Here is a 20,722-nt window from a genome sequence, read left to right as displayed (position 1 = left end):
TAATTAAAATAGCTCCGTTTGCAAGGTTAAAAATTTATCTCTTATCCGTATCGCCTCTTCTTGCAGATCCGCATCGACCAAATTCGACGGCTTTAGTTCTTTATAGTCGCTCACGGCGATATCGCACATCATGCGGATTTTATCCAGATTGGCTTTGCTTATTTTGCCTGATTTGCTTATTTTTTGGATATTTTCTAGATAGCCGTTTGAGCGGGCGATATAGGTGGCGTATTTTTGCGAGATTTCGCTTTGCACCATCACGGTGTGGGCTAGTTTGTTGTAGACGTCTTTGTGATAAGCGGAGCTAGAAAGTTTATAGGCGGTTTCATAATCGCCCGTTTCGTAGTAAAATTTGGCTCCAAGCGCGTTTTTATAAGACGGACTAAGCGTGATAAACGAGATAAAAGCGGCCGCCAAAAGTGCCCCGATAGACAAAACCACGGTCTTTGAGCTCATTTTTCCATCTCCTTTTTTATTAGCTCCCTTGCATCTTCTAGCGCCATGTCCGTCACGCTAAAAGGAGGCGAGAGCATGTAAGAAATCTTGCTAAAAGGCTTTGGGATTATCATTTTATCCCAGCTTTTTAGCTGCCAAAATTTACTCGCTTCGTAGTTTAAAATTTGTATTTGCGCATTTTGCTTTTGCGAGATGACGACTGCACCGTCGGCGACGCTGTGATACGGGCCGCGCGGGCCGTCCGGGGTTATGATGACGTCGGTGCCGCTTTTTAGCTCTCTAAAGCTTTGCGCGAGAGCCTTTACCGCGCCTTTTGAGCTACTGCCTCTGATGGCGCCGATACCGAAAAACGAAATCACGCGCGCTATGATCTCGCCGTCTTTGTGGTCGCTTATCATAACTTTGGCGCGTCTTTGCGGATTTTGGCCGTTTCTCCACCAGTGTATGTAGGCAAAACTCATTAGCGCTAGCCTGCCGTGCCAAAACAGCACGACGCAGGGCTCGTTCGTCAAATTTGTCTTAGAAAAGTTCTTTTTGCAGGTTAAAAATATAATCCAAATAAAAAAATAGATAATGCGCGGGGCTAAATTTATAAAAACGCTTCGTTTAAATTTAGCCCACGAGCTCACCGTAAAGCACCATTCTCTTTGGGTCGTTCACGCGCACTTTTAGCGTCTTGCCTAGCAGCTCTTCGCTGCCCGCGACTTGAACGAGGAAGTTATTAAAGCTCCTGCCGGCGACGCCGCCGTTGGCGCGAAGCTCCTCAAAATATACGTCGAAAATTTTGCCTTTTTGTGCCGCGACGATTTCGTCTAAAATTTCGTTGTGGCGGCTTTGTAGGCGGGTTAGGCGGGCGCTTGCGACGGCCTCTGGGATTTGATTGGTAAATTCCGCCGCTTTAGTCATCGGGCGAGGCGAATACTTAAAGCTAAAAATTTGCTCGAAACGCACCTTTTCCAGCACGTCCATCGTGTCCTCAAACTCCTCTTCGCTCTCTCCAGGAAACGCCACTATAATGTCGGTTGAGATGCTAACATTTGGACACATCGCGCGCAGTTTAGCGGCTCTATCTAAAAACCACTCTTTGGTGTAGCCGCGCTTCATCTCGCGCAGGACTTTGGTGTTTCCGCTTTGAAGCGGCATGTGCATAGATTTGCAAATTTTGGGATTTTGACTAAAGATTTCTAAAAATTTATCGTCCATATGAAGCGGATGCGGGCTGGTAAATCGTATGCGCTCGACGCCCTCTATCTCGCTGATCTTTACGAGCAGGTCGCTAAAGTCGATCTTCTCGTGCGCGCCCGAAAATCTCTTGCCGTAGTTGTTTACGTTTTGTCCGAGTAAGAAAATCTCCTTGGCTCCGCCCTCGGCGGCTTTTTTTACTTCGCGCAGGATCAAATTTGCAGGGATCGAGATCTCGTCGCCTCTGGTGTGCGGGACGATGCAGTAGGTGCATTTTTTATCGCAACCGATCGAGATATTTATGTGGCTTTTATACGGCGAGCCGCGAAATTCGCCGAATGCGTACTCGCTCTCGTCGTGATTTATGTCGGTGCTGATAAATTTAGGCGTCTTAACCGCGGCTGAAATTTTACTGACGTTTCGCGCGCCTAAAACGAAATCCACGTAAGGCGCTCGTTTAAAAATTTCACTTCCCAGATGGCTTGCCGTGCAGCCGCAAACGCCGATTTTTGCGCCCGCTTTTTTTACTTTTTCAAAGCTTCCGACTTCGCTAAAAAGCTTATGCACGGGCTTTTCGCGCACCGAGCAGGTATTGATGAGGATGAGGTCGGCCTCGGAGATATCGTCCGTTAAATCGTAATTTTCCTTTTCTTTTAGTTCGGCGACGATATGCTCGCTGTCGCGGACGTTCATAGCGCATCCTAGCGTTTGGATAAATACCTTTTTGCTCAAAACTCGCCTTATAAAATATGCACTTCGTACATGTAGTCGTTTTCGTCTAGGCCGTAGCGAACGGTGCGGTGATAGACGCTAAGGCCCTTTTCCTCGAAAAATTCGACCAAAGCGATGAGTTGTTTGTGGCTGTTTTCTCTGTCGAAATAGAAAATTTGTTGCGGATCTTTGGCAAATGCCGCTTCGATTTTTTCAAGAGAGATCGTTTTTGGTTTGGCGTCAAGTTGCGTTCTAGCGAGTTTTAGCTCCATCTTTAATCCTTTGAAATCTTTAATTTAATCTGTGAATATAGCAAAAACATCTTAAAAAACGCATTAAACTTCTTAAAAGTATAAAGCTTGTATAATACCCGTCTAACTCAAAAATTCCCCAAAAAATAAATAACGGAGCAAAAATAATATGGAAAAAATAGCGGATATCATAGAATCTATCGCAAATGAAAAAGGGCTTGAAATCGAAGACGTAAAAGAGCGCGTCATAAGAGCCATTATCAACACCGCAAAGAAAATTTACGGCGAAAACTACGAATACGACGCGGTTATAGATAATGCTACCAAGACTCTTCATCTATATCAAAAAATCACCGTCGTAGAGGACGACGACGAGCGCTTGGCCGAGGATAACGAACATTTTATAGGCCTAAAAGAGGCTAGAAAGGTCGATAGCGGAGTAGATATCGGCGACGAGCTAACCTACGAGCTATCTACTGACAACCTCGGCCGCACCGCCGCGCAGACGCTTCACAAGGAGCTTGAGTACCACATCCAGCGCTTGATGGAGGAAAAAATCTTCCAAAAATATCAAGACATGGTCGGCCACATGGTTTTCGGCTCTGTCACGCGCGTGGATAGCGATGAAAATACCTTTATCGAGATAGACGAGCTACGAGCCGTGATGCCGCGCAAAAACCGCATAAAAGGCGAGAAATTTAAGCCTGGCGACGTCGTAAAAGCCGTCATAAAAAGCGTCTATATCGACAAATCTATGGGCATCAAGGTCGAGCTAAGCCGCACGTCGCCAAAATTCCTCGAAGCCTTGTTAAAAGCCGAAGTACCCGAGATCAAAGACGGTCTCGTGCTGATCGCGGCAAGTGCCAGAATCCCGGGCGAACGCGCCAAAGTAGCGCTCGTAGCTACCTCGCCTAACGTCGATCCCGTGGGCGCGACCGTGGGAACTAGAGGCGTGCGTATAAATGCCGTCACAAAGGAGCTAAACGGCGAAAATATCGACGCGATCGAGTATTCGGCCGAGCCTACTATCCTCATCACGCGAGCGATGGCGCCGGCGATCATCAGCTCTGTTAAAATCGGCGAGAACAACAAAGCCGTCGTGAGCCTAGTAACCGAGCAAAAGAGCAAGGCTATCGGCAAAAGCGGCATAAATATCAGGCTAGCTAGCATGCTAACGGGCTATGAGATCGAGCTAAACGAGCTAGGCGCTAGAGGCGAGAGCAAAGACGAAAACGCGAAGGATCTAAAAGCGCTGTTTGGCGATCTGTAGCCAAATTTGAGCCCCTTGGTCGCATGTGTTTGGTGCGGTAAATTTAGGGCGCAGCACCGGGATCAAATGAGTAAATAAATTTAGCTCAAATTTGGTCCTTTTCGTTTGCTAAAATTTGCCGCTTTTTTATTTTAGTGCGTCAAAATTTATAAAACGTTAGCGAGATAAATTTAAGATTAAGGCGGCGAGTAACCGCCTGATTTGGAGTTATTTATTTTTAGTAGAGCGGTACATCGGGTGCTGGTAGTCGTTCCTCTCGCAACCCGCAGCTAAAAATCCAAATACCAAAACAACCGCGCACAATATAACTTTTCTCATTTTCTCCCTTTTTTTGAATTTCATTTTCGCGCGATTATAGCAAAAATCGCCAAATTACCAAAATAGCCGCGGCTAGATTTGGTGGCGTTTGGGCTGGGCTATTTTGCGTTAAATTTATCGCGGTTTATCGCAAGCAGCAGCGCGCGCCAAATTTGCCCGCCTGATACCCGCATGCGACGGATTCGCGCTTGCTGGCAAATTTCCTTGCCTAAATTTATCCCGCCTCGCGACGCGCTGAGCCGTAATATATTAAATTTTTATCCAAAAAAAAGTAGAATATCCCATCTTAAATTTAAGGAAAAATCCGTGTTGCAAGCATTAGCGCTTAGATATAGACCGCGAAATTTTAGCGAACTCGTAGGACAGGAGGCCGTCAGCACCAGCCTCACGCACGCTCTGGACGAGAACCGCCTCACTCACGCCTACCTTTTTTCGGGGCTTCGCGGTAGCGGTAAGACATCAAGCGCTAGGATATTTTCAAAGGCGCTGGTTTGCGATCGCGGCCCGACTAGCCGGCCCTGCGAGCAGTGCGCCAACTGCATCGCCGCAAACGAAGGCCGCCATATCGATATCATCGAGATGGACGCGGCCAGCCACCGCGGTATCGACGATATAAAGGGCCTCATCGAGCAGACCAAGTACGCTCCGGCGATCGCGCGCTTTAAGATTTTTATCATCGACGAGGTGCACATGCTCTCCACGCCCGCGTTTAACGCGCTGCTAAAGACGCTCGAGGAGCCGCCGCCCTACGTCAAATTTATCCTGGCCACGACCGATCCGCTCAAGCTCCCGGCTACGGTGCTATCGCGCACGCAGCATTTTAGATTTCGCCAGATCTCGCGCCCGGACGTCGTTGCGCATCTTGACTTTATCCTAAACCGCGAAAACGTCCCGCACGAAAAAGAGGCTCTCGAGATCCTCGCTCGTAGCGGCGCTGGCTCGCTGCGCGATACTCTCACGCTGCTAGATCAGGCCATCATCTACGCCAAAGGCGAGCTCACGCAAAGCGCCGTCGCGCAGATGCTAGGGCTGCTTGATCCGCAGCGCATAGAGGAGATCTTGGCGCTCGTTATGAGCGGCGACAAATCGGCCGTAAGCGCGGCGGTAGCGCAGCTGGAGAGCTACGACGCCGAGATGGTGATAGACGAGATAACGGCAAATCTCAAGGCGAATTTTCTCGCGCAGAGTCCGAAATACTCGCTGCTTTTGTACGAGAGATTTTTTAGGATCCTCTCGCAGGCGCGCTCGATGCTAAGCGTCAGCAGCGACGGCGGATTCGTGCTTGGCGTGATGCTTTTTATGATGATCGAGGCGATAAATCTAAAATCGATCGACGAGATGATAGCCGTGGATGCGAGGGAAAAATTTGCGGATTCGCAGGCGCACTCGGCTGATTTTAGCACTTCTCGTGCGGCGTCAAATTTTGCTGGCGGACGAGGCGAAGCGGCTAAATTTAGGGCTCCTGCGCGAACGGGTCAAATTTTAGCCTCTACGGACGGGTCAAATTTGACGGGCGCAAACTCTGCTAAACTCGCCTCGCAAAACGACGCGGCTTTGGAGCAAAATTTAAGCGCTCAAGCGTCTCAAGAGCCGGGCGGCAAAACCGGCGGCGCGAAAACTCAAAATCCAGCTTATGAGGCGTTTTTGGCCAAAATTTACGACCGCAGCTTTGATCTTGGCGAGTGCTTTAAAAACTGCATCGAGTTTTTGGACTTTTCGGGCGGCTGCATGAGTCTAGCCTCGAGTGCGGCCGGCGAGGATCAGAGGCGGCTTCGCGAGAGCTCGAAGGTGATTTTGCAGATTTTGCGCAGTCTTTTCGGCGAGAGCGCAAAGATAAAGATAACCCCCAAGCAAAGCCCCGAAATAAGGGGCGCAGAGCAAAAGGACGCGGCGGAAAATTTGACGGCGAAAAGCGCGGCAAATTTGGACGATGAGCGCGGCGGTGAGGTTAAATTTAATGACGCCCAAACTCCGTCAAACCATGAGAGCGCTAAATTTGACGCGGACGACGCGTCGGAAAATCCAAATCAAAACGCCCAAGCGCAAGAGCCCTCAAATTTGACCGGAAATTTGTTTGCAGGCGGTAGCGAAAAGGGTGTAGCTACGTCCTCGGAGCAAAATTTGGGCGCCGAATTTAAAAGCGGCGAGCAGGACAAGCAAGCGGAAAATTTGACGCCGCAAACGCAAGCGGATATTTTGCAAACGGCAAGCGACTTGCCTATGGGTGAAACCGAGCCCTTAAATTTAAACGAAAATGCGGCAAATTTGACGAAAAACTCGCAAACGCAGGCTGGTTTAGATCAATCGACCGAGCCTAAATTTGCGCCCGATTTTGAGGGGATGCGCGACGACACGCACGATTTTCATGAGGCGTATTCGCTGAAATTTAAGACCGATGACGGCGCCCTAGCAGGGGCAGATCTGGCTTTTTTAGACGACGAGCTAAGGCGGCTGGAGAGTCAAAACGCCGCAAAAACGCCGCAAAAACCAAGCGCTACCGCTAAATTTAACCAAAACAGTGCGCCACAAACGACAAGCTACGGCGAGCCGCCGTTTGATCCGGACGATGTGAGCGAGATGCTTAGCGAGGCGGCGGACTATGAGGGTATCGCCGCACCCTTTGAACAAGACGCTAGCGAGCCCATAAGCGCTACCGCAAGGCAAAATTTAGATACGGCAAATTTAATCGACGACGAGCTTCAAGGCGAAGCGAATTTTGACGACTCGTCATCAAGCGAGGCAAATTTGAACGCTCAAAATCCTACGCCAAATTTAGCTACAAAAACCCAAGCCGATCCTAAAGCTGCAAAAAATCAGGCGGTTTTAAAAGAAGCCAAACGACTGTTTGGCGAGCCTGAAGTTTTGGATATTTGATGATATGCACAACGCCGCAACACTTCTAATCGCACTCATTTTTCTAATCGTAAGCTTCTTTGTCGCTTTAATCGCCCCCAAAGGCAAACGCAAACTGCTTTGGCTTTTTGTTTGGTTTATGGTATTTTTCGCAGACGGGTTTATAACCTCGGCTATTTTTCATTACTACGGAAATTTATACGGAAAGATCAATGTCTACGAAAACCCAACTAGCAGAGGATATTATGCAGGAGAAAGAGAAATAGTCGAATGGAATAGAAGTGCTTTTCCTTTGATAGATCCAACCAATTGGCTAAATTTCCCCATAAATACGACTGATGCGAATTTCATATCTTTGATAAACGGCTACGTAAATTTTATAGACTACAAAGAAAAAAGTAAAAACCCTGTCACAAACGGTAAATATTTTAGAATTTATCTGGATGACTATACTGCAAAAGAGTGCTTTTTATCAGCCAAGTTAAGCACAAGAGGCTTTTTAAAGAGTATCCCGATAACGTATGAAGAATTAAATATATTTTTTAATCAACTGCAATCAAATCATGAAAGCGAGGATAAAATAATCAGAGAGATAAAATCGTTACTCGATGATAGAAACGCCTCGACGATAGATATAAAACCGTCTAAAATATTAAGCTACATAAAATACAATATAAAAGATCTTAAGCAAATTTACAAAGACAAATGCGTAGCTCGCAAAGAAATCAATGAAGATGAGATAGCGTCTGTCGAGCTCGTAGTGGAAGATTCGTATCATCTCTTAGAACAAAAGCCCGATATAAAAACTATGTTTGATAAGATAATAGACATGGGATTTAACTACGGCGGACTAATAAAAGACAGAAATACGGGCAAGATACTAGCCGACAATACATACATCTACGAATTCTACCACTCTTGGCTGATTCAGGCCCTCACTAACGCTTTGGGTCCGGAATCCGGCGGTCCGTTTTGGATGTGCAATAAAAACAAGACTACCTCGATAGAAAAATGTAATCAAAAAATGATAGAGGAATTCTTTAAAAGCAGCGGGCGGTAAAATTTGCAAATCCGTCGCGGCGATAAAAGTAGAGCGGCATTGCTCGGCGGCGCAGTAAATTTTAAACAAAAAAAGCAAAGCGCGCATAAAGCGGCTAGTCTCGTAAATTTAGCATAAGATGCGAGAAGCTACTGACGACGAAAGCTAAAGCAAATTTAAAAAGCTGCATTAAATTTTGGCGCTTAGATAGTCCACCGTTACAGGCGTAAATTTAAGCGGAGAGGGCTTGGTAAATTTATAAATTTTAGAGAGTTTTAAAACAGGTCGGCGAGCCGTGAAAGACTCGCGCGCAAGATCAAGATGAACTGTCGAATTTAGCCCAAAGGGCGCAAATTTACGACTCGTTTAATATCGAAAGCAACTCTTTGTTATCTTTAGTTTTTAGCATCTTGGCGTATAAAAACTTAAGCGCCTCTACGTCGTCCATCGTCGCAATCGCCGAGCGGATAGCCCAGATCTTTTGCAGTTCGTCGGGTTTTTGCAGTAGTTCTTCTTTTCTAGTGCCTGATTTTAGTACGTTGATGGCCGGGTAAATTCGGCGGTCGGAGATGTTGCGATCTAGCACGATCTCGCTGTTGCCGGTGCCTTTAAACTCCTCAAAAATCACCTCGTCCATACGCGAGCCCGTGTCGATGAGCGCGGTTGCGATGATGGTGAGGCTGCCGCCGTGCTCGATATTTCTCGCCGCGCCGAAAAAGCGCTTAGGTTTATGCAGGGCGTTTGCGTCCACGCCGCCGGTTAGCACCTTGCCGCTTGGCGGAGTTACGGTGTTGTACGCGCGCGCCAGGCGGGTGATGCTATCAAGCAGGATGATGACGTCCTTGCCCATTTCTACGAGGCGCTTGGCCTTTTCGATGACGAGTTCGGCGACGCGTACATGGTTCATCGCAGGCAGGTCAAACGTCGAGCTAAATACCTCTCCCTTTACGCAGCGCTGCATGTCGGTGACCTCTTCTGGACGCTCGTCTACGAGCAAGACCATGAGATGCGACTCGGGGTGGTTGCGCGCGATGCCGTGGGCTAGCTCTTTCATAAGCTCGGTTTTACCGCTTCTAGGAGGAGCTACGATGAGGCCGCGCTGACCCTTGCCAAGAGGCGTAAAGAGATCGAGCACGCGGCCCGTTAGCTTCATCGGGTCGTATTCGAGGCGAAGTTTTTCCGTCGGGAAAAGCGGGGTTAGGTTGTCAAACAGCGGGCGCTCTTTAGCCTCGATTAGCGGCATATAGTTTAGCGCTTCGATTTTTAGCAGGGCGTAGTACTTTTCCTGATCTTTTGGTTCGCGCACCTGGCCCGTCACGATGTCGCCTACGCGCAGGGCAAATTTGCGAATTTGAGAGTTTGAGACGTAGGCGTCGTTTGAGCTGTCGCTGAGGTTTGCGTCTACCGAGCGCAAGAAGCCGTAGCCGTCTGGCATAATCTCTAAAATGCCCGTAAAAAGTATAAATCCGCCTTGTTTAGTTTGGGCTTTTAGTATCTCAAATATCAAATCCTGTCTGCGAAATTCGCGCGGATTTTCGACGCCAACGCTGTTTGCTATTTGCACTAGCTCGTCTAAGCTTAGCATCCTTAGTTCTTCGATTTTGTGGCCGTCGACGGGGATATGAGTGCGCGAGTTTGGATATTTTTTGGTCGTTTTTTGATTTTCCTGCGCCGAATTTGCAGGCTGGGTTGCGTTATTTTCCATCGTGTCCTCTTTAAAATTACGGAATAATTTTGTAGATAAATTTAAGTTTCAAAAGAAGTTTTGAAAGCCCGCATTTTATAAAATTTTGGCTTTGATGTCAAGAAGCGGTATAATACGCCAAAAATGAAAAGGAATCTCAACATGATGGATTTTAAAGACGGCAAGCGTGAAAAAATGATAATAAAAACCGCGCTTATCGGCATAGTTACGAATTTTTTCTTGGCCGGAGCGAAAATCTTTATCGCTATGGTCTCAAACTCGGTCGCGCTGATATCAGACGCCGTAAATAACCTTAGCGATGCAGGCTCAAGTATCATCACGATATTTGGCTCAAAGCTAGCTAGCAAGATGCCCGACGAAGACCACCCCTACGGCTACGGCAGGACCGAGTATATCGGCGGTCTTATCGTTTCGGTCATCGTGTTGATGCTGGGATTTCAGTTTCTAAAAACTTCGGTCGAAAATATTTTTGCACCTGAGCCTACTACTTTTACGATGCCGTTTTTAGCGTTTTTATTTTGCGCGATATTCGTCAAATTTGCGCTCGGCTTTTACTACAAAAAGATCGGCAAACAGACCAAATCTATCTCGCTTAGGGCCGTAGGGCAGGAGGCTTTGGGCGATGCGATCATATCGTGCGTGATCTTGGTTTCGGCTGCGCTTTCGTACTTCGCCGACATCCAGATAGACGGATATGCGGGTGCTTTGGCGTCGCTTTTTATTATCATAAACGGCGTACTTTTGATAAAAGAAACTTTTGATAAAATCATCGGCCAGCGCGTCGAAAAGGAGATCAGCGACGAAATTTACGCCGCCGTAAATCGCTGCGAGATTGTACGCGGCGCATACGACCTGATACTTCACAACTACGGCGCGCAGCGATACGTCGGCTCGGTAAACGTCGAGATAGACGAGCATTTGCCGCTTAGCGAGGTTTCGCAGAGGCTAAACGAGCTTCAAATCGAGATTTATAAAATTTACAGGATTTATCTGGTTTTCGGCGTTTATAGCGTAAATTTAGGACAGGAACAAAGCTGCGCCTGCGTGGCGAATCTACTCTCACGATTTAGCAGCGTGCGCGGATTTCACGCGTTTTTTATAGATACTAAGAAAAAGAGCGTGAGGTTTGACGTGGTGGTAGATTTTACCGAGAAAAATCTAAGCCGGCTACGCTCCGAGATAGAGCGCGAGATATCGCTAAGCTTTCCCGGGTATAAAATTTTCATCGTGATAGATAGGGAGTTTGCGTGAGATTCGGGGATAAATTCGGTAGCGGTTAAGGCGCTTTAATATGTTATAATCGTGCGGCTTTAAAAATATAAAAACTAGAGCGTAAAAATTTTAATCTAATCGTGAGAAAAATGGCGTTTTTAAAAATTTTGACTTGTGCGTTTTCGATGAGTTTTTGCTTTATGAGTATCTACGGGCTTACGACTAGCGCGGTAGAGCTTGTGCTTTTTACAGAGTATAATCCGGCAGGAGATGCCGATCCTCTCGGCGATTTAGGCGATCCGCTTGATTGGCTTGAGCTAAATATCGCTTATTTGGTTGGTTTTTGGATATTTTTTAGCGGCGTGTGCGCAGTGCTTTATAAGCGGCTAAGTTATTTTGACGAAATTGCAAAATTTTTCATAGATTTGTTTTTGCCTGCTACTGCGACGATTATTTTGGCGCTTATTTTGGGTGCGATACTCCCGTTTGCGGTCGGGGCACGGCGAGGGGATTTTGTTACTGCTCAAGGGGTTGGCATATTTTTAGCTCAAATACTTTTTATAGTCACAATAGCTCGCTTGCTAAAAAGAGAGCAAAAGTAGTAAATTTAGCGCTCAAGATGTCATTTATATTACTACAAGTTTCCAAAGAGCGGTTATGGGTATAATTCGAGGCCAAAATTTGTGAGTGTTAAAAAGCTCGGTTGCAAATTTACTAGCGTTTTCAAAATGCGAGTTTTGGCTAAATCTGATCAAATTTACGGTTACGTCTATGCGTGAGCAAAACTTCTCAAATTTGCCGTCAAATTCAGACGCAAGCAAAATCCGCGCCAAAGCTTGCAAAATCAAGCGAGGCTTTAGAAATTTTACGTATAATCTAAAATCTTAAAACTAAAGAAAAAAGTAATTTATGGGCAAATTTAAGTGCGCGCATTGCAGGGGCGAATTTGAGCGCGAGGCGCTGATAGAGCGCGGCGGGGAGCTGTTTTGCTGCGAGGGGTGCGCGGGAGTTTACGAGATACTTAACGCAAGCGGACTTAATGAGTTTTACGAAAGGCTCGGTAAAACTACGCTAAATCCAGCCCTAAACGCAAAAAACGCGGCGCAAAAGTCGCAGGAAGACCTCGCGGCTATTTATCAAAACTACGTCAAAAACGAGAACGGATTTAATAAAATCTCGCTCATCATAGAGGGCATTCACTGCTCGGCTTGCGTCTGGCTAAACGAGAAGGTTTTATTTGCGCAAAAGGGAATTTTAGAGGTAAATATAAACTCGGTTAACAATAAAGCCCTCATCGTCTGGGACGAAAACGAGGTAAATTTGGCCCAAATTTTCGCCCTCATCCGCTCTATCGGCTACGAGCCCTACCCATACGACGCGCAGGCTCAGGAGCACAGACTTGCGGGGCAGAGGCGCGAATTTTACGCGCGGCTGCTTGTGGGGATATTTTGCACGATGAACATCATGTGGCTGGCCGTCGCGCAGTACGGCGGCTACTTCACGGGCATGCGCGCCGATGTGCGCTCTATCATAAATTTCGCCGAATTTATCCTTTCTACGCCGGTGCTTTTTTATACGGGAAGCGGGTTTTTTAGGGGTGCTTGGGCGGCGCTAAAAAACAAAACGCAAAACATGGATAGCCTCATCGTCACGGGTACGCTCGCGGCTTATATTTTCTCGATATACGCGATGTTTTCTAGGCGCGGCGAGACGTATTTCGACTCGGTTGCGATGATAATCACCTTCGTATTTATCGGCAAATATCTAGAAATCTTGAGCAAGAAAAAGGCTGCCGACACGCTTGATAATCTAAACTCGTTAAATTTAAACTCCGTTAGCGTCAAAAACGGCGACGAAATAACCATAAAAAGCGCGCAGGAGGTGCGCGTGGGCGAACTCGTAGTCGTGCGAGTCGGCGAGCGCGTGCTACTTGACGGCGTCGCCATCAGCGGCGCGGCGAGCTTTGATCTCTCGAGCCTTAGCGGCGAGAGCGCGCCAGTGTATCTTAGCGCAAAAGATGGTGAAAACGAGATAAAAAGCGGCTCCGTGTGCGTGGACGGCACGCTGGTTTATAAGGTCGGCGCCGTCTTTAGCGAGTCGGTGCTAGCCCGTATCATAAATCTACTAGAAACCGCCGCAGCCAAAAAGCCTAAAATCCAAGCGCTCGCAGACGCTATCGCGGCGAGGTTTTCGGCTGCTATCACGGCGCTAGCTCTAGCGACGTTTGCGTTTTGGTTCTGGCGTACGGGCGAGCTCTCTGCCGCGCTCATCGTCGCGATCTCGGTCGTGGTGATCTCGTGCCCCTGCGCGCTGGGGCTTGCCACGCCCGTTAGCACGCTCGTTGCGCTTGGAGCGGGCTTTAGGCGCGGGATACTTTTTAAAGAGGCGCGCATCATCGAAAGTTTAGCCAAGTGCGATACGACCGTGTTTGACAAGACCGGCACGCTCACGTCCGGGCGGCTTAAGGTGAGTAAATTTACGCACGCGGGCAAATTTGACGCAAGTGCGCTTTTTTCGCTAGTTAGCGGCTCGGATCATCCCGTTAGCCGCGCCGTTGGCGAGTATCTGCGCGCAAATTTTAGAGATTTAAAACTTTTAGAGTTAAGCGGCTTTGAAAACATCGCAGCGCGTGGAGTAAGGGCTAAATTTGACGGTATAAATTTAGCAGGCGGGAGCGAAAAATTTATGCGCGAGCTAGGGCTTTATGACGGCGAAGCGGTGTGCGGGACTTGCTATTTTTTCGCCGCGGGCGGGCAGATCGCGGCGGTATTTGAGCTAGAAGAGAGCCTAAAAGAGGGCGCCAAGGAGTGCGTGGACGCTCTAAAAAACGCGGGCATGCGCGTGGCGATGCTAACGGGCGATAACGAATACGCCGCAAAGCGCGCGGCAGAGGAGCTAGGCGTGGGCGAAACGGTCGCAAACGCTCTGCCCACGGACAAGGCTGCCTACGTAGAGAGACTGGCGCAGCAGGGGCGAAACGTGCTGATGGTAGGCGACGGGATCAACGATGCCGCCGCACTCGCGCTATCAAGCGTGGCCGTGTGTATGGGTAGCGGAGCGGCCGTGAGTATCGCAAAAAGCGACGTCGTACTGATGAGAGACGACCCCGCCTCGCTCGCGGCTGCGGTGGCGCTCGCGCGCAAAATCTACCGCATCGTGCGGCAAAATTTGGCCTTTTCGCTTGTTTATAACGCCGTGACGATACCGTTAGCGATGGCCGGCTACGTAGCGCCTGCAGTGGCTGCGCTCTCGATGTCGCTAAGCTCGGTCGCGGTCGTTCTAAACGCGATGCGGGCTAGGAGCGAGCGATGAGCGGGGCGGTCGTGGCGATGATGATCGGCGTCTCGACGCTGCTTGGCGCGTGCGGGCTGGCGGCGCTGCTGTGGGGGCTTAAAACCAGGCAGTTTGACGATGAGCGAAAGTTTTTGGACGGGACGAAATTTGACGACGAAGACGCGCTAAATGATGCCTATGAGCTGGAGCTTCGCCGCAAAGAAAAGGGCTATAAGCCGCCGGATTGAGGTTTAAATTTATGGCAAATTTTTCGAGACTTTGCCGCTAAAATTTGGTTATTTTGGGTCGTAAAATTCGCCGCGAAATTTGATTTTGAGCGTGGGCTGGATTTAGGGATCAATTTGCGTTTTAAATTTGATGGGGCGTATTTTTACGGCAAATTTAAGCGGTAATTTTCAATCCTGGGTAAGACTCGGCGTGAAATTTGACGAGCTACGTGGGAGCGTCGCTGCGTAGCGCTGGTAATTTCGGGCATTTTACATTCGCCGCGGTTATTAAAATTCGTAGGCGGCGGGTTAAATTTCCCGTCGCGCTTAAAATTTCGGATTTTACGCAGCGGTCGTTAAATTTAAGTCGGCGCAGCTTTACATATCGGTTTTAGATATAGTCGTAATGCCGTAAATCTCGGTGCCACCAACTTTTTTGCGGGTCGCTTCGGTGGACTTTTGATTTTAATATGCTTTTTAGCGAAATTTCGCCGTATATATTTTGAGGTATTGCCTGCGATACGCTCTTATTCGTGCTTGCGATTATCGACGGCTAGTGCGCGGACGGGGCGAATTCGCGCCTAAAGCCTTTGCCCGCAAATGAGCGGGGCGGCGAAAATTTTATCCTTTTGTAAAAATCCCTTCGTAAATCTACTCGCTCTAACGATATTTTTGCGGCCGATTGGCACGCTCACCGGGAACATCGCGTCGCTTGGAGTTTAGGCGGCTTGGAGCCGTTTAAATTTAATCGCTGCAATCGCCGAGCGGGCGTGTTTTAATCCTGTAAATTTTGCTTTCTTGCTTGTAAAAGCTTCGCTCTGGCAAGCCTCCTTAATCTATTTTTAGCTTTTTAGCGATATGATTCCGCAAATTTTAACAAAGGAAACAACATGAAAACGCTTGTGATTTTATCGCACCCAAATCTCGCCGCATCTCGCGTAAACAAAGCCTTGTCGCAGGTAGCAAAGTCCGCCGTGGACGCTAAGGTGCGGCATTTGGAGGGGCTTTATGGCCTAGATATCGCACGCATAGACGCCAGCTCAGAGCAAGACGCGCTAGCGAGTGCAGAGCGCATCGTATTTTTGTACCCGATGTACTGGCTAAACGTGCCGCCTATGCTAAAAGCCTATATCGATATCGTCTTTTCGCACGAGTTGGTGGGTTCCGGCGCGCTTAAAGGCAAGGTCTTGCAGCTTGCGCTAAGCGTCAGCACCCCGCTTGGCGAATACTCTAAACAAGGCGCAATCGGCTTTAGCTTGGATGAAATTTTAACGCCGCTTAAGATCGCGGCAAACTATTGCGGGATGGACTTTGCCGTGCCGTTTATCAGCAGTGGATTTGAGCCCGGCGAGTTTGGCGACGATGCCGTAGATGCCGCAGCCGCGCGCTTCGGTAAACTTTTACGAGGAGAGCTAAGCCCAGGCGAATATCAAATTTAGCCTCGTCTTTTGCGACCGCGAGTTAAAATTTCGCGACGGGGAATTTGGCTGCGAAATCCGCTTTTGCCGAGCCGACCGCTAAAAAGCTCGAATTTAGCTCGGTTTTGCATTAATACGGGCGTTTTTATGTCGCCGTTTACGGGCGTGCGATTTTGTAAACCAGCGCTACGGCGTGTATCTTAAATTTCTTTAAAGGCGCGCCCTAAATTTAACCTTAAGCCCGAAATTGCGGTATTAAATTTATCCGTCGATTTTCGCGCCTCGATGCAAGTATAAAATCAAATTTAAAGCCTGATTTAAGCGAGTAAATAAAACCTGCGCCGAAACAATCTCTCGCGATTATCGCAAATGCTTGCCGCTACTTGTTTTATCTGCTTGCGGTGAATTTGCGAGCTCAAACAGCAAGATTATTTTAGGCTTTCTATATACTCGCTAACAGTCGCCATATCCTCGTCGCTTAGGTTTTTGGCGTGCAGCTGCATGACTTTGCCCATGCCAAAGACGTTGTTTGAGCCGTCTTTGTAGCCTTGTAGCGCTTTTATGCGATCTTCTTTGCCGATACTAGTTAGCGCAGGTACTTTGTTTGCGTATTTTACCTCCGCTTTTTCGCCGTGACAGGCCGAGCATTTTTTGTAAATGGCTTCGCCGCTAGCCGCAAATAGAGATAAATTTAGCGCCAAAACGGCGGTAGCGATGCGATAGATTTTCATTTTTCGTCCTTTTTGATAGAAATTTAGACGAGATTATAGTCTTAAAAAGTTAAAATTAAAATTATAAAAAAGTTGCAAAAATGAAGCGTCAAAGAGAGAAAAATCGGCGGGAAACTCCGCCGAAAAGGGTTATTTTAGAGTAGGGATGTACTCTGAAAGAGCGGCGATATCCTCGTCGTTAAGACCTTTCGCTAGAGGTTTCATCATCGCAGAAGACTTAAATTTATCTAGGCTGCCCTCTTTGTAACCTTTTAAAGCCTCAGCGATCTCTTCTTTAGAAAGAGACGAAAGCGCAGGAACTTTGTTTAGATACATTTTTTCGGCTTTGGCTCCGTGACAGGCTTTGCATTTGTTGTAAAGTGTTGCGCCGTCGGCGGCAAATAGGCTACCTGCTAGCAATGTGGCAGCTCCTGAAACAATGATAAACTTTTTCATTTTCAATCCTTTTTGATAAAATTGTAGGCGTATTATAGTCTTAAAAGCTAAATTTTACATTATTTTTTTACATTAGTTTCTATCGCGGCGCGGGCGGCGATTTTCGGTTAAATTTAGATTTTTTTTGTATAATTTTCGCCATGGATAAAACAAAGCTTAAAACGCAGCCGCAAAAGGCGCTATTTCTTGATCGCGACGGCGTGATAAACGAGGATGCGGGCTATGTTTATAGACGCGAGGATTTCGTTTTTAAAGATGGCATTTTTGCCGCTTTGAGAGAGTTTGCCAAGGCTGGCTACGCGCTAGTCGTGGTGACGAATCAATCGGGCATTGGGCGAGGCTACTACACGCTAGAGCAGTTTGACGAGCTTTGCAAATTTATGCTGGGCGAGTTTGAAAAAGAGGGCGTAAAGATAGAGAAAATTTACTTTTGTCCGCACGCGCCGGAGGCTCTTTGCCTTTGCCGTAAACCGGAGCCGGGCATGCTACTAAAGGCCGCAAGCGAGCTAAACATCGACCTTGCGCGCTCAATCATGATAGGCGACAAGGATAGCGACGTGCAGGCGGGGCAGAGTGCCGGCGTCGGGATAAATTTAAAGCTGGACGACCGGCTAAAAAGCGTGGCTGAGGCGCTAGAGTTTTTAAAAAAAGAAGGAAAAATATGAAAGATATAAAAAAGGTCGTAATAACGGGCGCTGCGGGCTTCATCGGCTCAAATTTGGCGCATTATTTTGACGAAAATTTAAAAGACGTAGAAGTGCTCACCGTGGATAAATTTAGAAGCGACGAGAAATTTAGCAACGGAAACCTCAAAAGCTTCGGGCATTTTAAAAATTTGCTCGGATTTTCGGGCGAAATTTACGAGGGTGACATAAACTGCGCAAAAACGCTAGCTATGATCGAGAAATTCGCCCCCGATGCGATCTTTCACGAGGCCGCGATCTCGGATACCACGGTGACCGAGCAAGGCGAGCTCGTAAGGACTAATCTCAATAGCTTTAAAGACCTGCTAGATATTTGCGAAAAAACGGGCGCTAGGATGATATACGCTAGCTCGGGTGCCACGTACGGTAACGCAAAAAGCCCGCAAAGAGTCGGCGAATGCGAAGCGCCAAATAACGTTTACGGCTTTTCAAAACTAAAAATGGACGATCTAGGGCGAAAATACGCTAAAAAGGGCGTAGCGGTCGTGGGGCTGAGATACTTTAACGTCTACGGCGCTAGGGAGTTTTATAAAAACAAAACCGCCTCGATGGTGCTGCAGTTTGGTCTGCAAATTTTGAGCGGGAAAAATCCGCGCCTCTTTGAGGGTAGCGATAAAATCAAGCGCGACTTCGTCTATATAAAAGACATCGTGCGGGCAAATTTGCTCGCTCTAAACGCTGCTAGCGGCGTATATAACGCGGCGACGGGCACGGCAAGAAGCTTCCAGGAGATCGTGGATATACTGCAGCGCGAGTTTGGGTCAAATTTGCCTTGCGAATACATCCCAAACCCGTATGCGCGCTCCTATCAGTTCCATACGCAAGCCGATATCGAGCCGACCAAAAAGGCTCTGGGTTACGAGCCTAAATTTAGCCTAGAAGAGGGCATAAAAGACTATACAGCCGAGATAAAAAGGACATACGAGGAAGAGATAAATGCGTGAAGTACGTGCTTTAGTCGTGGGCGATCTGATGCTCGATCACTACATCTGGGGTAGCTGCGAGCGTATATCGCCCGAGGCTCCCGTGCAGGTGGTAAAGATAAAAAACGAAACCAAACGCCTAGGCGGAGCGGGCAACGTGGTGCTAAATTTACTTTCGCTAGGCGCAAAAGTCGGCGTTATGAGCGTGCTCGGAGACGACGAGACGGGCGATGAGATCGAGCGGATATTGTGCGAGCAGGGTGCTAGGGCTGAGTTTATAAAAAGAGAAAAAGGGCGCACGAGCTCGATAAAAAGCCGCGTGATGGCTACGCATCAGCAAGTCGTGCGCATAGATAAAGAAAGCGTCGAAGCCGTAATGTGCGAGGACGAGTTGGCGGCAAATTTCGCCCGCGCGCTAGAGAGCTACGACGTCGCGCTGCTATCGGACTACGGCAAGGGCGTACTGACGCCTGCGCTGTGCCAAAAACTCATAAAGGCATGCGCGGATGCGGGCAAACCCGTGCTCATCGATCCAAAGGGCGCGGACTACTCGAAATATAAGGGCGCTACGCTACTAACGCCAAATAAAAAAGAAGCGGGCGAGGCAGTGGGCTTTAAGATAGAAAACGACGAGCAGCTTTTTATGGCGCTAAATTTACTAAAAAACGAGCTAAATTTGACCCATTCGCTGATTACGATCTCGGAGGAGGGCATCGCGCTTTTGGAGGACGGACAGGCGGTTAAATTTCCTGCTCTGGCAAAAGAGATCTTTGACGTCACGGGCGCGGGAGATACGGTGCTAGCGACGCTTGGCGTGATGCTGGGTGCGGGCGAAGGTATCAAAAAGGCGATCGAGACGGCAAATTTAGCCGCCGCAGTCGTCGTGGCTAAGGTCGGCTCGGCAACGGCAAGCTTTGAGGAGATAAACGAGCTCGTGCGCCGTAAAAACGCGGCCGGCTTCGAGGAGAAAATCAAAAGCGCGGATGATCTAGCCGTGATTCTAGCAAACCGCGGCGAAAAGCGGCTGGTTTTTACAAACGGCTGCTTTGATATTTTGCACGCGGGACACGTGAGCTATCTAGCTAAGGCGCGGGAATTTGGCGATATACTAGTCGTCGGGCTAAACTCGGATGCCTCGGTGCGCGCGCTAAAAGGCGACGCTCGCCCCGTAAACGCGCAGGCCGACCGTGCTACCGTGCTGGCGGCGCTTGGGGCGGTTGATTACGTGACGATATTTGACGAGCTCACGCCTCTAAATTTGATCGAAAAACTGCGCCCCGACGTGCTCGTAAAGGGTGCGGACTACGAAGGTAAAGAAGTCGTCGGCAGCAGCGTCGTAAAAGACGTGCGGCTAGTGGAGTTCGTAGCCGGCAAAAGCACGAGCGCGACGATAAAAAGGATAAAAAATGAAAACTGAAGATATGATAAAAAGCGAGCTAGAGGGACATCTAGCCACTATTAAGGCGACCTTTGCGCTGGAAGCTGACATCAAAAAAGCCTGCGAAACGGCGGTAGCGACGCTAAAGGCGGGCGGTAAAATTTTACTTTGCGGAAACGGCGGAAGTGCTGCAGACGCGCAGCACATCGCAGCCGAACTAACGGGTCGCTATAAAACCGAGCGTGGCGCGCTAGCTGGCATAGCTCTAACGACCGATACTTCCGCGCTCACGGCGATCGGCAACGACTACGGATATGAGTTTGTTTTCTCGCGTCAGCTAGAAGCTCTGGGCCGCGAGGGCGATCTGCTCATCGCGATCTCTACTAGCGGAAACAGCGGCAACGTGCTAAAAGCGCTCGAGCTCGCGCGTAAAATCGGTATCAAAACCATCGGGCTAAGCGGCCGCACGGGAGGCGCTATGAACGAGCTTTGCGAGCTAAATTTGGTCGTGCCGTCAAACGACACGCCGCGCATCCAAGAGATGCACATAATGATAGGGCATATCATCTGCCAAGCCATCGACGATGCGTTTTAGGCTAAATTTAAAAGCATTTGCGGCGGCGGAGTCAAATTTAA

The 20,722-nt window shown here is 48.4% G+C and carries 19 protein-coding genes; 12 read left to right on the top strand and 7 right to left on the bottom strand.

The genetic code is table 11. The features are described 5' to 3' along the window. Positions 1-3: 3 nt before the first annotated feature. The 4 genes from Q0218_RS05900 to Q0218_RS05885 all read right to left on the bottom strand — a co-directional run bounded on the left by Q0218_RS05900 (position 4) and on the right by Q0218_RS05885 (position 2,621). Complete coding sequence (locus tag Q0218_RS05900) at positions 4-456, bottom strand: hypothetical protein (protein ID WP_297967425.1); 453 nt, start codon at positions 454-456, stop codon at positions 4-6. Then, entirely contained in the window at positions 453-968 is a 516-nt protein-coding gene (locus tag Q0218_RS05895; RefSeq protein WP_297967422.1) for a lysophospholipid acyltransferase family protein, read from the bottom strand. The genes Q0218_RS05900 and Q0218_RS05895 overlap by 4 nt, the downstream gene beginning before the upstream one ends. 100 nt (positions 969-1,068) lie before the next feature. Further along, on the bottom strand, positions 1,069-2,382 hold the full coding sequence (miaB, locus tag Q0218_RS05890; RefSeq protein WP_297967446.1) for a tRNA (N6-isopentenyl adenosine(37)-C2)-methylthiotransferase MiaB: 1,314 nt from the start codon (positions 2,380-2,382) through the stop codon (positions 1,069-1,071). After that, positions 2,379-2,621 carry an HP0268 family nuclease gene (locus tag Q0218_RS05885; RefSeq protein WP_122873392.1) on the bottom strand — a complete coding sequence of 81 codons (243 nt, stop codon included), beginning with the start codon at positions 2,619-2,621 and terminating at the stop codon, positions 2,379-2,381. Before Q0218_RS05885 ends, miaB begins: the two co-directional genes overlap by 4 nt. A 148-nt stretch (positions 2,622-2,769) precedes the next feature. Here Q0218_RS05885 and nusA point away from each other — a divergent pair, with 148 nt between their 5' ends. From nusA to Q0218_RS05870, 3 genes are all read left to right on the top strand, one after another. Continuing rightward, on the top strand, positions 2,770-3,870 hold the full coding sequence (nusA, locus tag Q0218_RS05880) for a transcription termination factor NusA (protein ID WP_297967421.1): 1,101 nt from the start codon (positions 2,770-2,772) through the stop codon (positions 3,868-3,870). Positions 3,871-4,497: 627 nt separating this feature from the next. Further along, complete coding sequence (locus tag Q0218_RS05875) at positions 4,498-7,062, top strand: DNA polymerase III subunit gamma/tau (protein WP_297967442.1); 2,565 nt, start codon at positions 4,498-4,500, stop codon at positions 7,060-7,062. Beyond that, on the top strand, positions 7,034-8,101 hold the full coding sequence (locus Q0218_RS05870) for a hypothetical protein (RefSeq protein WP_297967419.1): 1,068 nt from the start codon (positions 7,034-7,036) through the stop codon (positions 8,099-8,101). The genes Q0218_RS05875 and Q0218_RS05870 overlap by 29 nt, the downstream gene beginning before the upstream one ends. A gap of 334 nt (positions 8,102-8,435) precedes the next feature. Here Q0218_RS05870 and rho read toward each other — a convergent pair whose 3' ends face one another. Beyond that, positions 8,436-9,785: a transcription termination factor Rho gene (rho, locus tag Q0218_RS05865; protein WP_297967417.1), complete on the bottom strand. Its 1,350-nt coding sequence runs from the start codon at positions 9,783-9,785 to the stop codon at positions 8,436-8,438. Between the two features lie 141 nt (positions 9,786-9,926). Here rho and Q0218_RS05860 point away from each other — a divergent pair, with 141 nt between their 5' ends. The 5 genes from Q0218_RS05860 to Q0218_RS05840 all read left to right on the top strand — a co-directional run bounded on the left by Q0218_RS05860 (position 9,927) and on the right by Q0218_RS05840 (position 15,936). Continuing rightward, positions 9,927-11,036 carry a cation diffusion facilitator family transporter gene (locus tag Q0218_RS05860; RefSeq protein WP_297967414.1) on the top strand — a complete coding sequence of 370 codons (1,110 nt, stop codon included), beginning with the start codon at positions 9,927-9,929 and terminating at the stop codon, positions 11,034-11,036. Between the two features lie 110 nt (positions 11,037-11,146). Beyond that, positions 11,147-11,599 carry a hypothetical protein gene (locus Q0218_RS05855; RefSeq protein WP_297967412.1) on the top strand — a complete coding sequence of 151 codons (453 nt, stop codon included), beginning with the start codon at positions 11,147-11,149 and terminating at the stop codon, positions 11,597-11,599. Positions 11,600-11,906: 307 nt separating this feature from the next. After that, positions 11,907-14,309 (top strand): heavy metal translocating P-type ATPase, encoded by a 2,403-nt coding sequence (locus Q0218_RS05850; protein ID WP_297967409.1) that lies wholly within the window; start codon positions 11,907-11,909, stop codon positions 14,307-14,309. Continuing rightward, positions 14,306-14,518: a cbb3-type cytochrome oxidase assembly protein CcoS gene (ccoS, locus tag Q0218_RS05845; RefSeq protein WP_122861936.1), complete on the top strand. Its 213-nt coding sequence runs from the start codon at positions 14,306-14,308 to the stop codon at positions 14,516-14,518. The genes Q0218_RS05850 and ccoS overlap by 4 nt, the downstream gene beginning before the upstream one ends. Before the next feature lie 869 nt (positions 14,519-15,387). Beyond that, positions 15,388-15,936 (top strand): NAD(P)H-dependent oxidoreductase, encoded by a 549-nt coding sequence (locus tag Q0218_RS05840; RefSeq protein WP_297967406.1) that lies wholly within the window; start codon positions 15,388-15,390, stop codon positions 15,934-15,936. A gap of 407 nt (positions 15,937-16,343) precedes the next feature. Here the strand turns inward: Q0218_RS05840 and Q0218_RS05835 are convergent, their stop codons facing one another. Both Q0218_RS05835 and Q0218_RS05830 read right to left on the bottom strand, forming a co-directional pair. Next, on the bottom strand, positions 16,344-16,646 hold the full coding sequence (locus Q0218_RS05835) for a c-type cytochrome (RefSeq protein WP_297967403.1): 303 nt from the start codon (positions 16,644-16,646) through the stop codon (positions 16,344-16,346). Between the two features lie 129 nt (positions 16,647-16,775). After that, a complete protein-coding gene (locus Q0218_RS05830) occupies positions 16,776-17,081 on the bottom strand; it encodes a c-type cytochrome (protein WP_297967400.1) in 306 nt (101 codons plus the stop codon). A 140-nt stretch (positions 17,082-17,221) separates the two neighbouring features. Here Q0218_RS05830 and gmhB point away from each other — a divergent pair, with 140 nt between their 5' ends. Genes gmhB through gmhA form a run of 4 tightly spaced genes read left to right on the top strand, consistent with a single transcriptional unit; the run spans position 17,222 to position 20,681 of the window. After that, the gene (gene gmhB / locus Q0218_RS05825; RefSeq protein ID WP_297967397.1) at positions 17,222-17,746 is read left to right on the top strand and encodes a D-glycero-beta-D-manno-heptose 1,7-bisphosphate 7-phosphatase; all 525 of its coding nucleotides are present in this window, start codon (positions 17,222-17,224) and stop codon (positions 17,744-17,746) included. Further along, on the top strand, positions 17,743-18,729 hold the full coding sequence (rfaD, locus tag Q0218_RS05820; RefSeq protein ID WP_297967394.1) for an ADP-glyceromanno-heptose 6-epimerase: 987 nt from the start codon (positions 17,743-17,745) through the stop codon (positions 18,727-18,729). Before gmhB ends, rfaD begins: the two co-directional genes overlap by 4 nt. Beyond that, positions 18,722-20,125 (top strand): D-glycero-beta-D-manno-heptose-7-phosphate kinase, encoded by a 1,404-nt coding sequence (gene rfaE1, locus Q0218_RS05815; RefSeq protein WP_297967391.1) that lies wholly within the window; start codon positions 18,722-18,724, stop codon positions 20,123-20,125. Before rfaD ends, rfaE1 begins: the two co-directional genes overlap by 8 nt. Further along, entirely contained in the window at positions 20,115-20,681 is a 567-nt protein-coding gene (gene gmhA / locus Q0218_RS05810; RefSeq protein ID WP_297967388.1) for a D-sedoheptulose 7-phosphate isomerase, read from the top strand. The genes rfaE1 and gmhA overlap by 11 nt, the downstream gene beginning before the upstream one ends. The last annotated feature ends 41 nt before the right edge of the window (positions 20,682-20,722 follow it).

The sequence above is a fragment of the uncultured Campylobacter sp. genome (assembly GCF_938039245.1).
GTDB lineage: Bacteria > Campylobacterota > Campylobacteria > Campylobacterales > Campylobacteraceae > Campylobacter_A.
The sequence above is the reverse complement of the archived record's forward strand: the minus strand, read 5'-3'. Positions and strand labels throughout refer to the sequence as shown.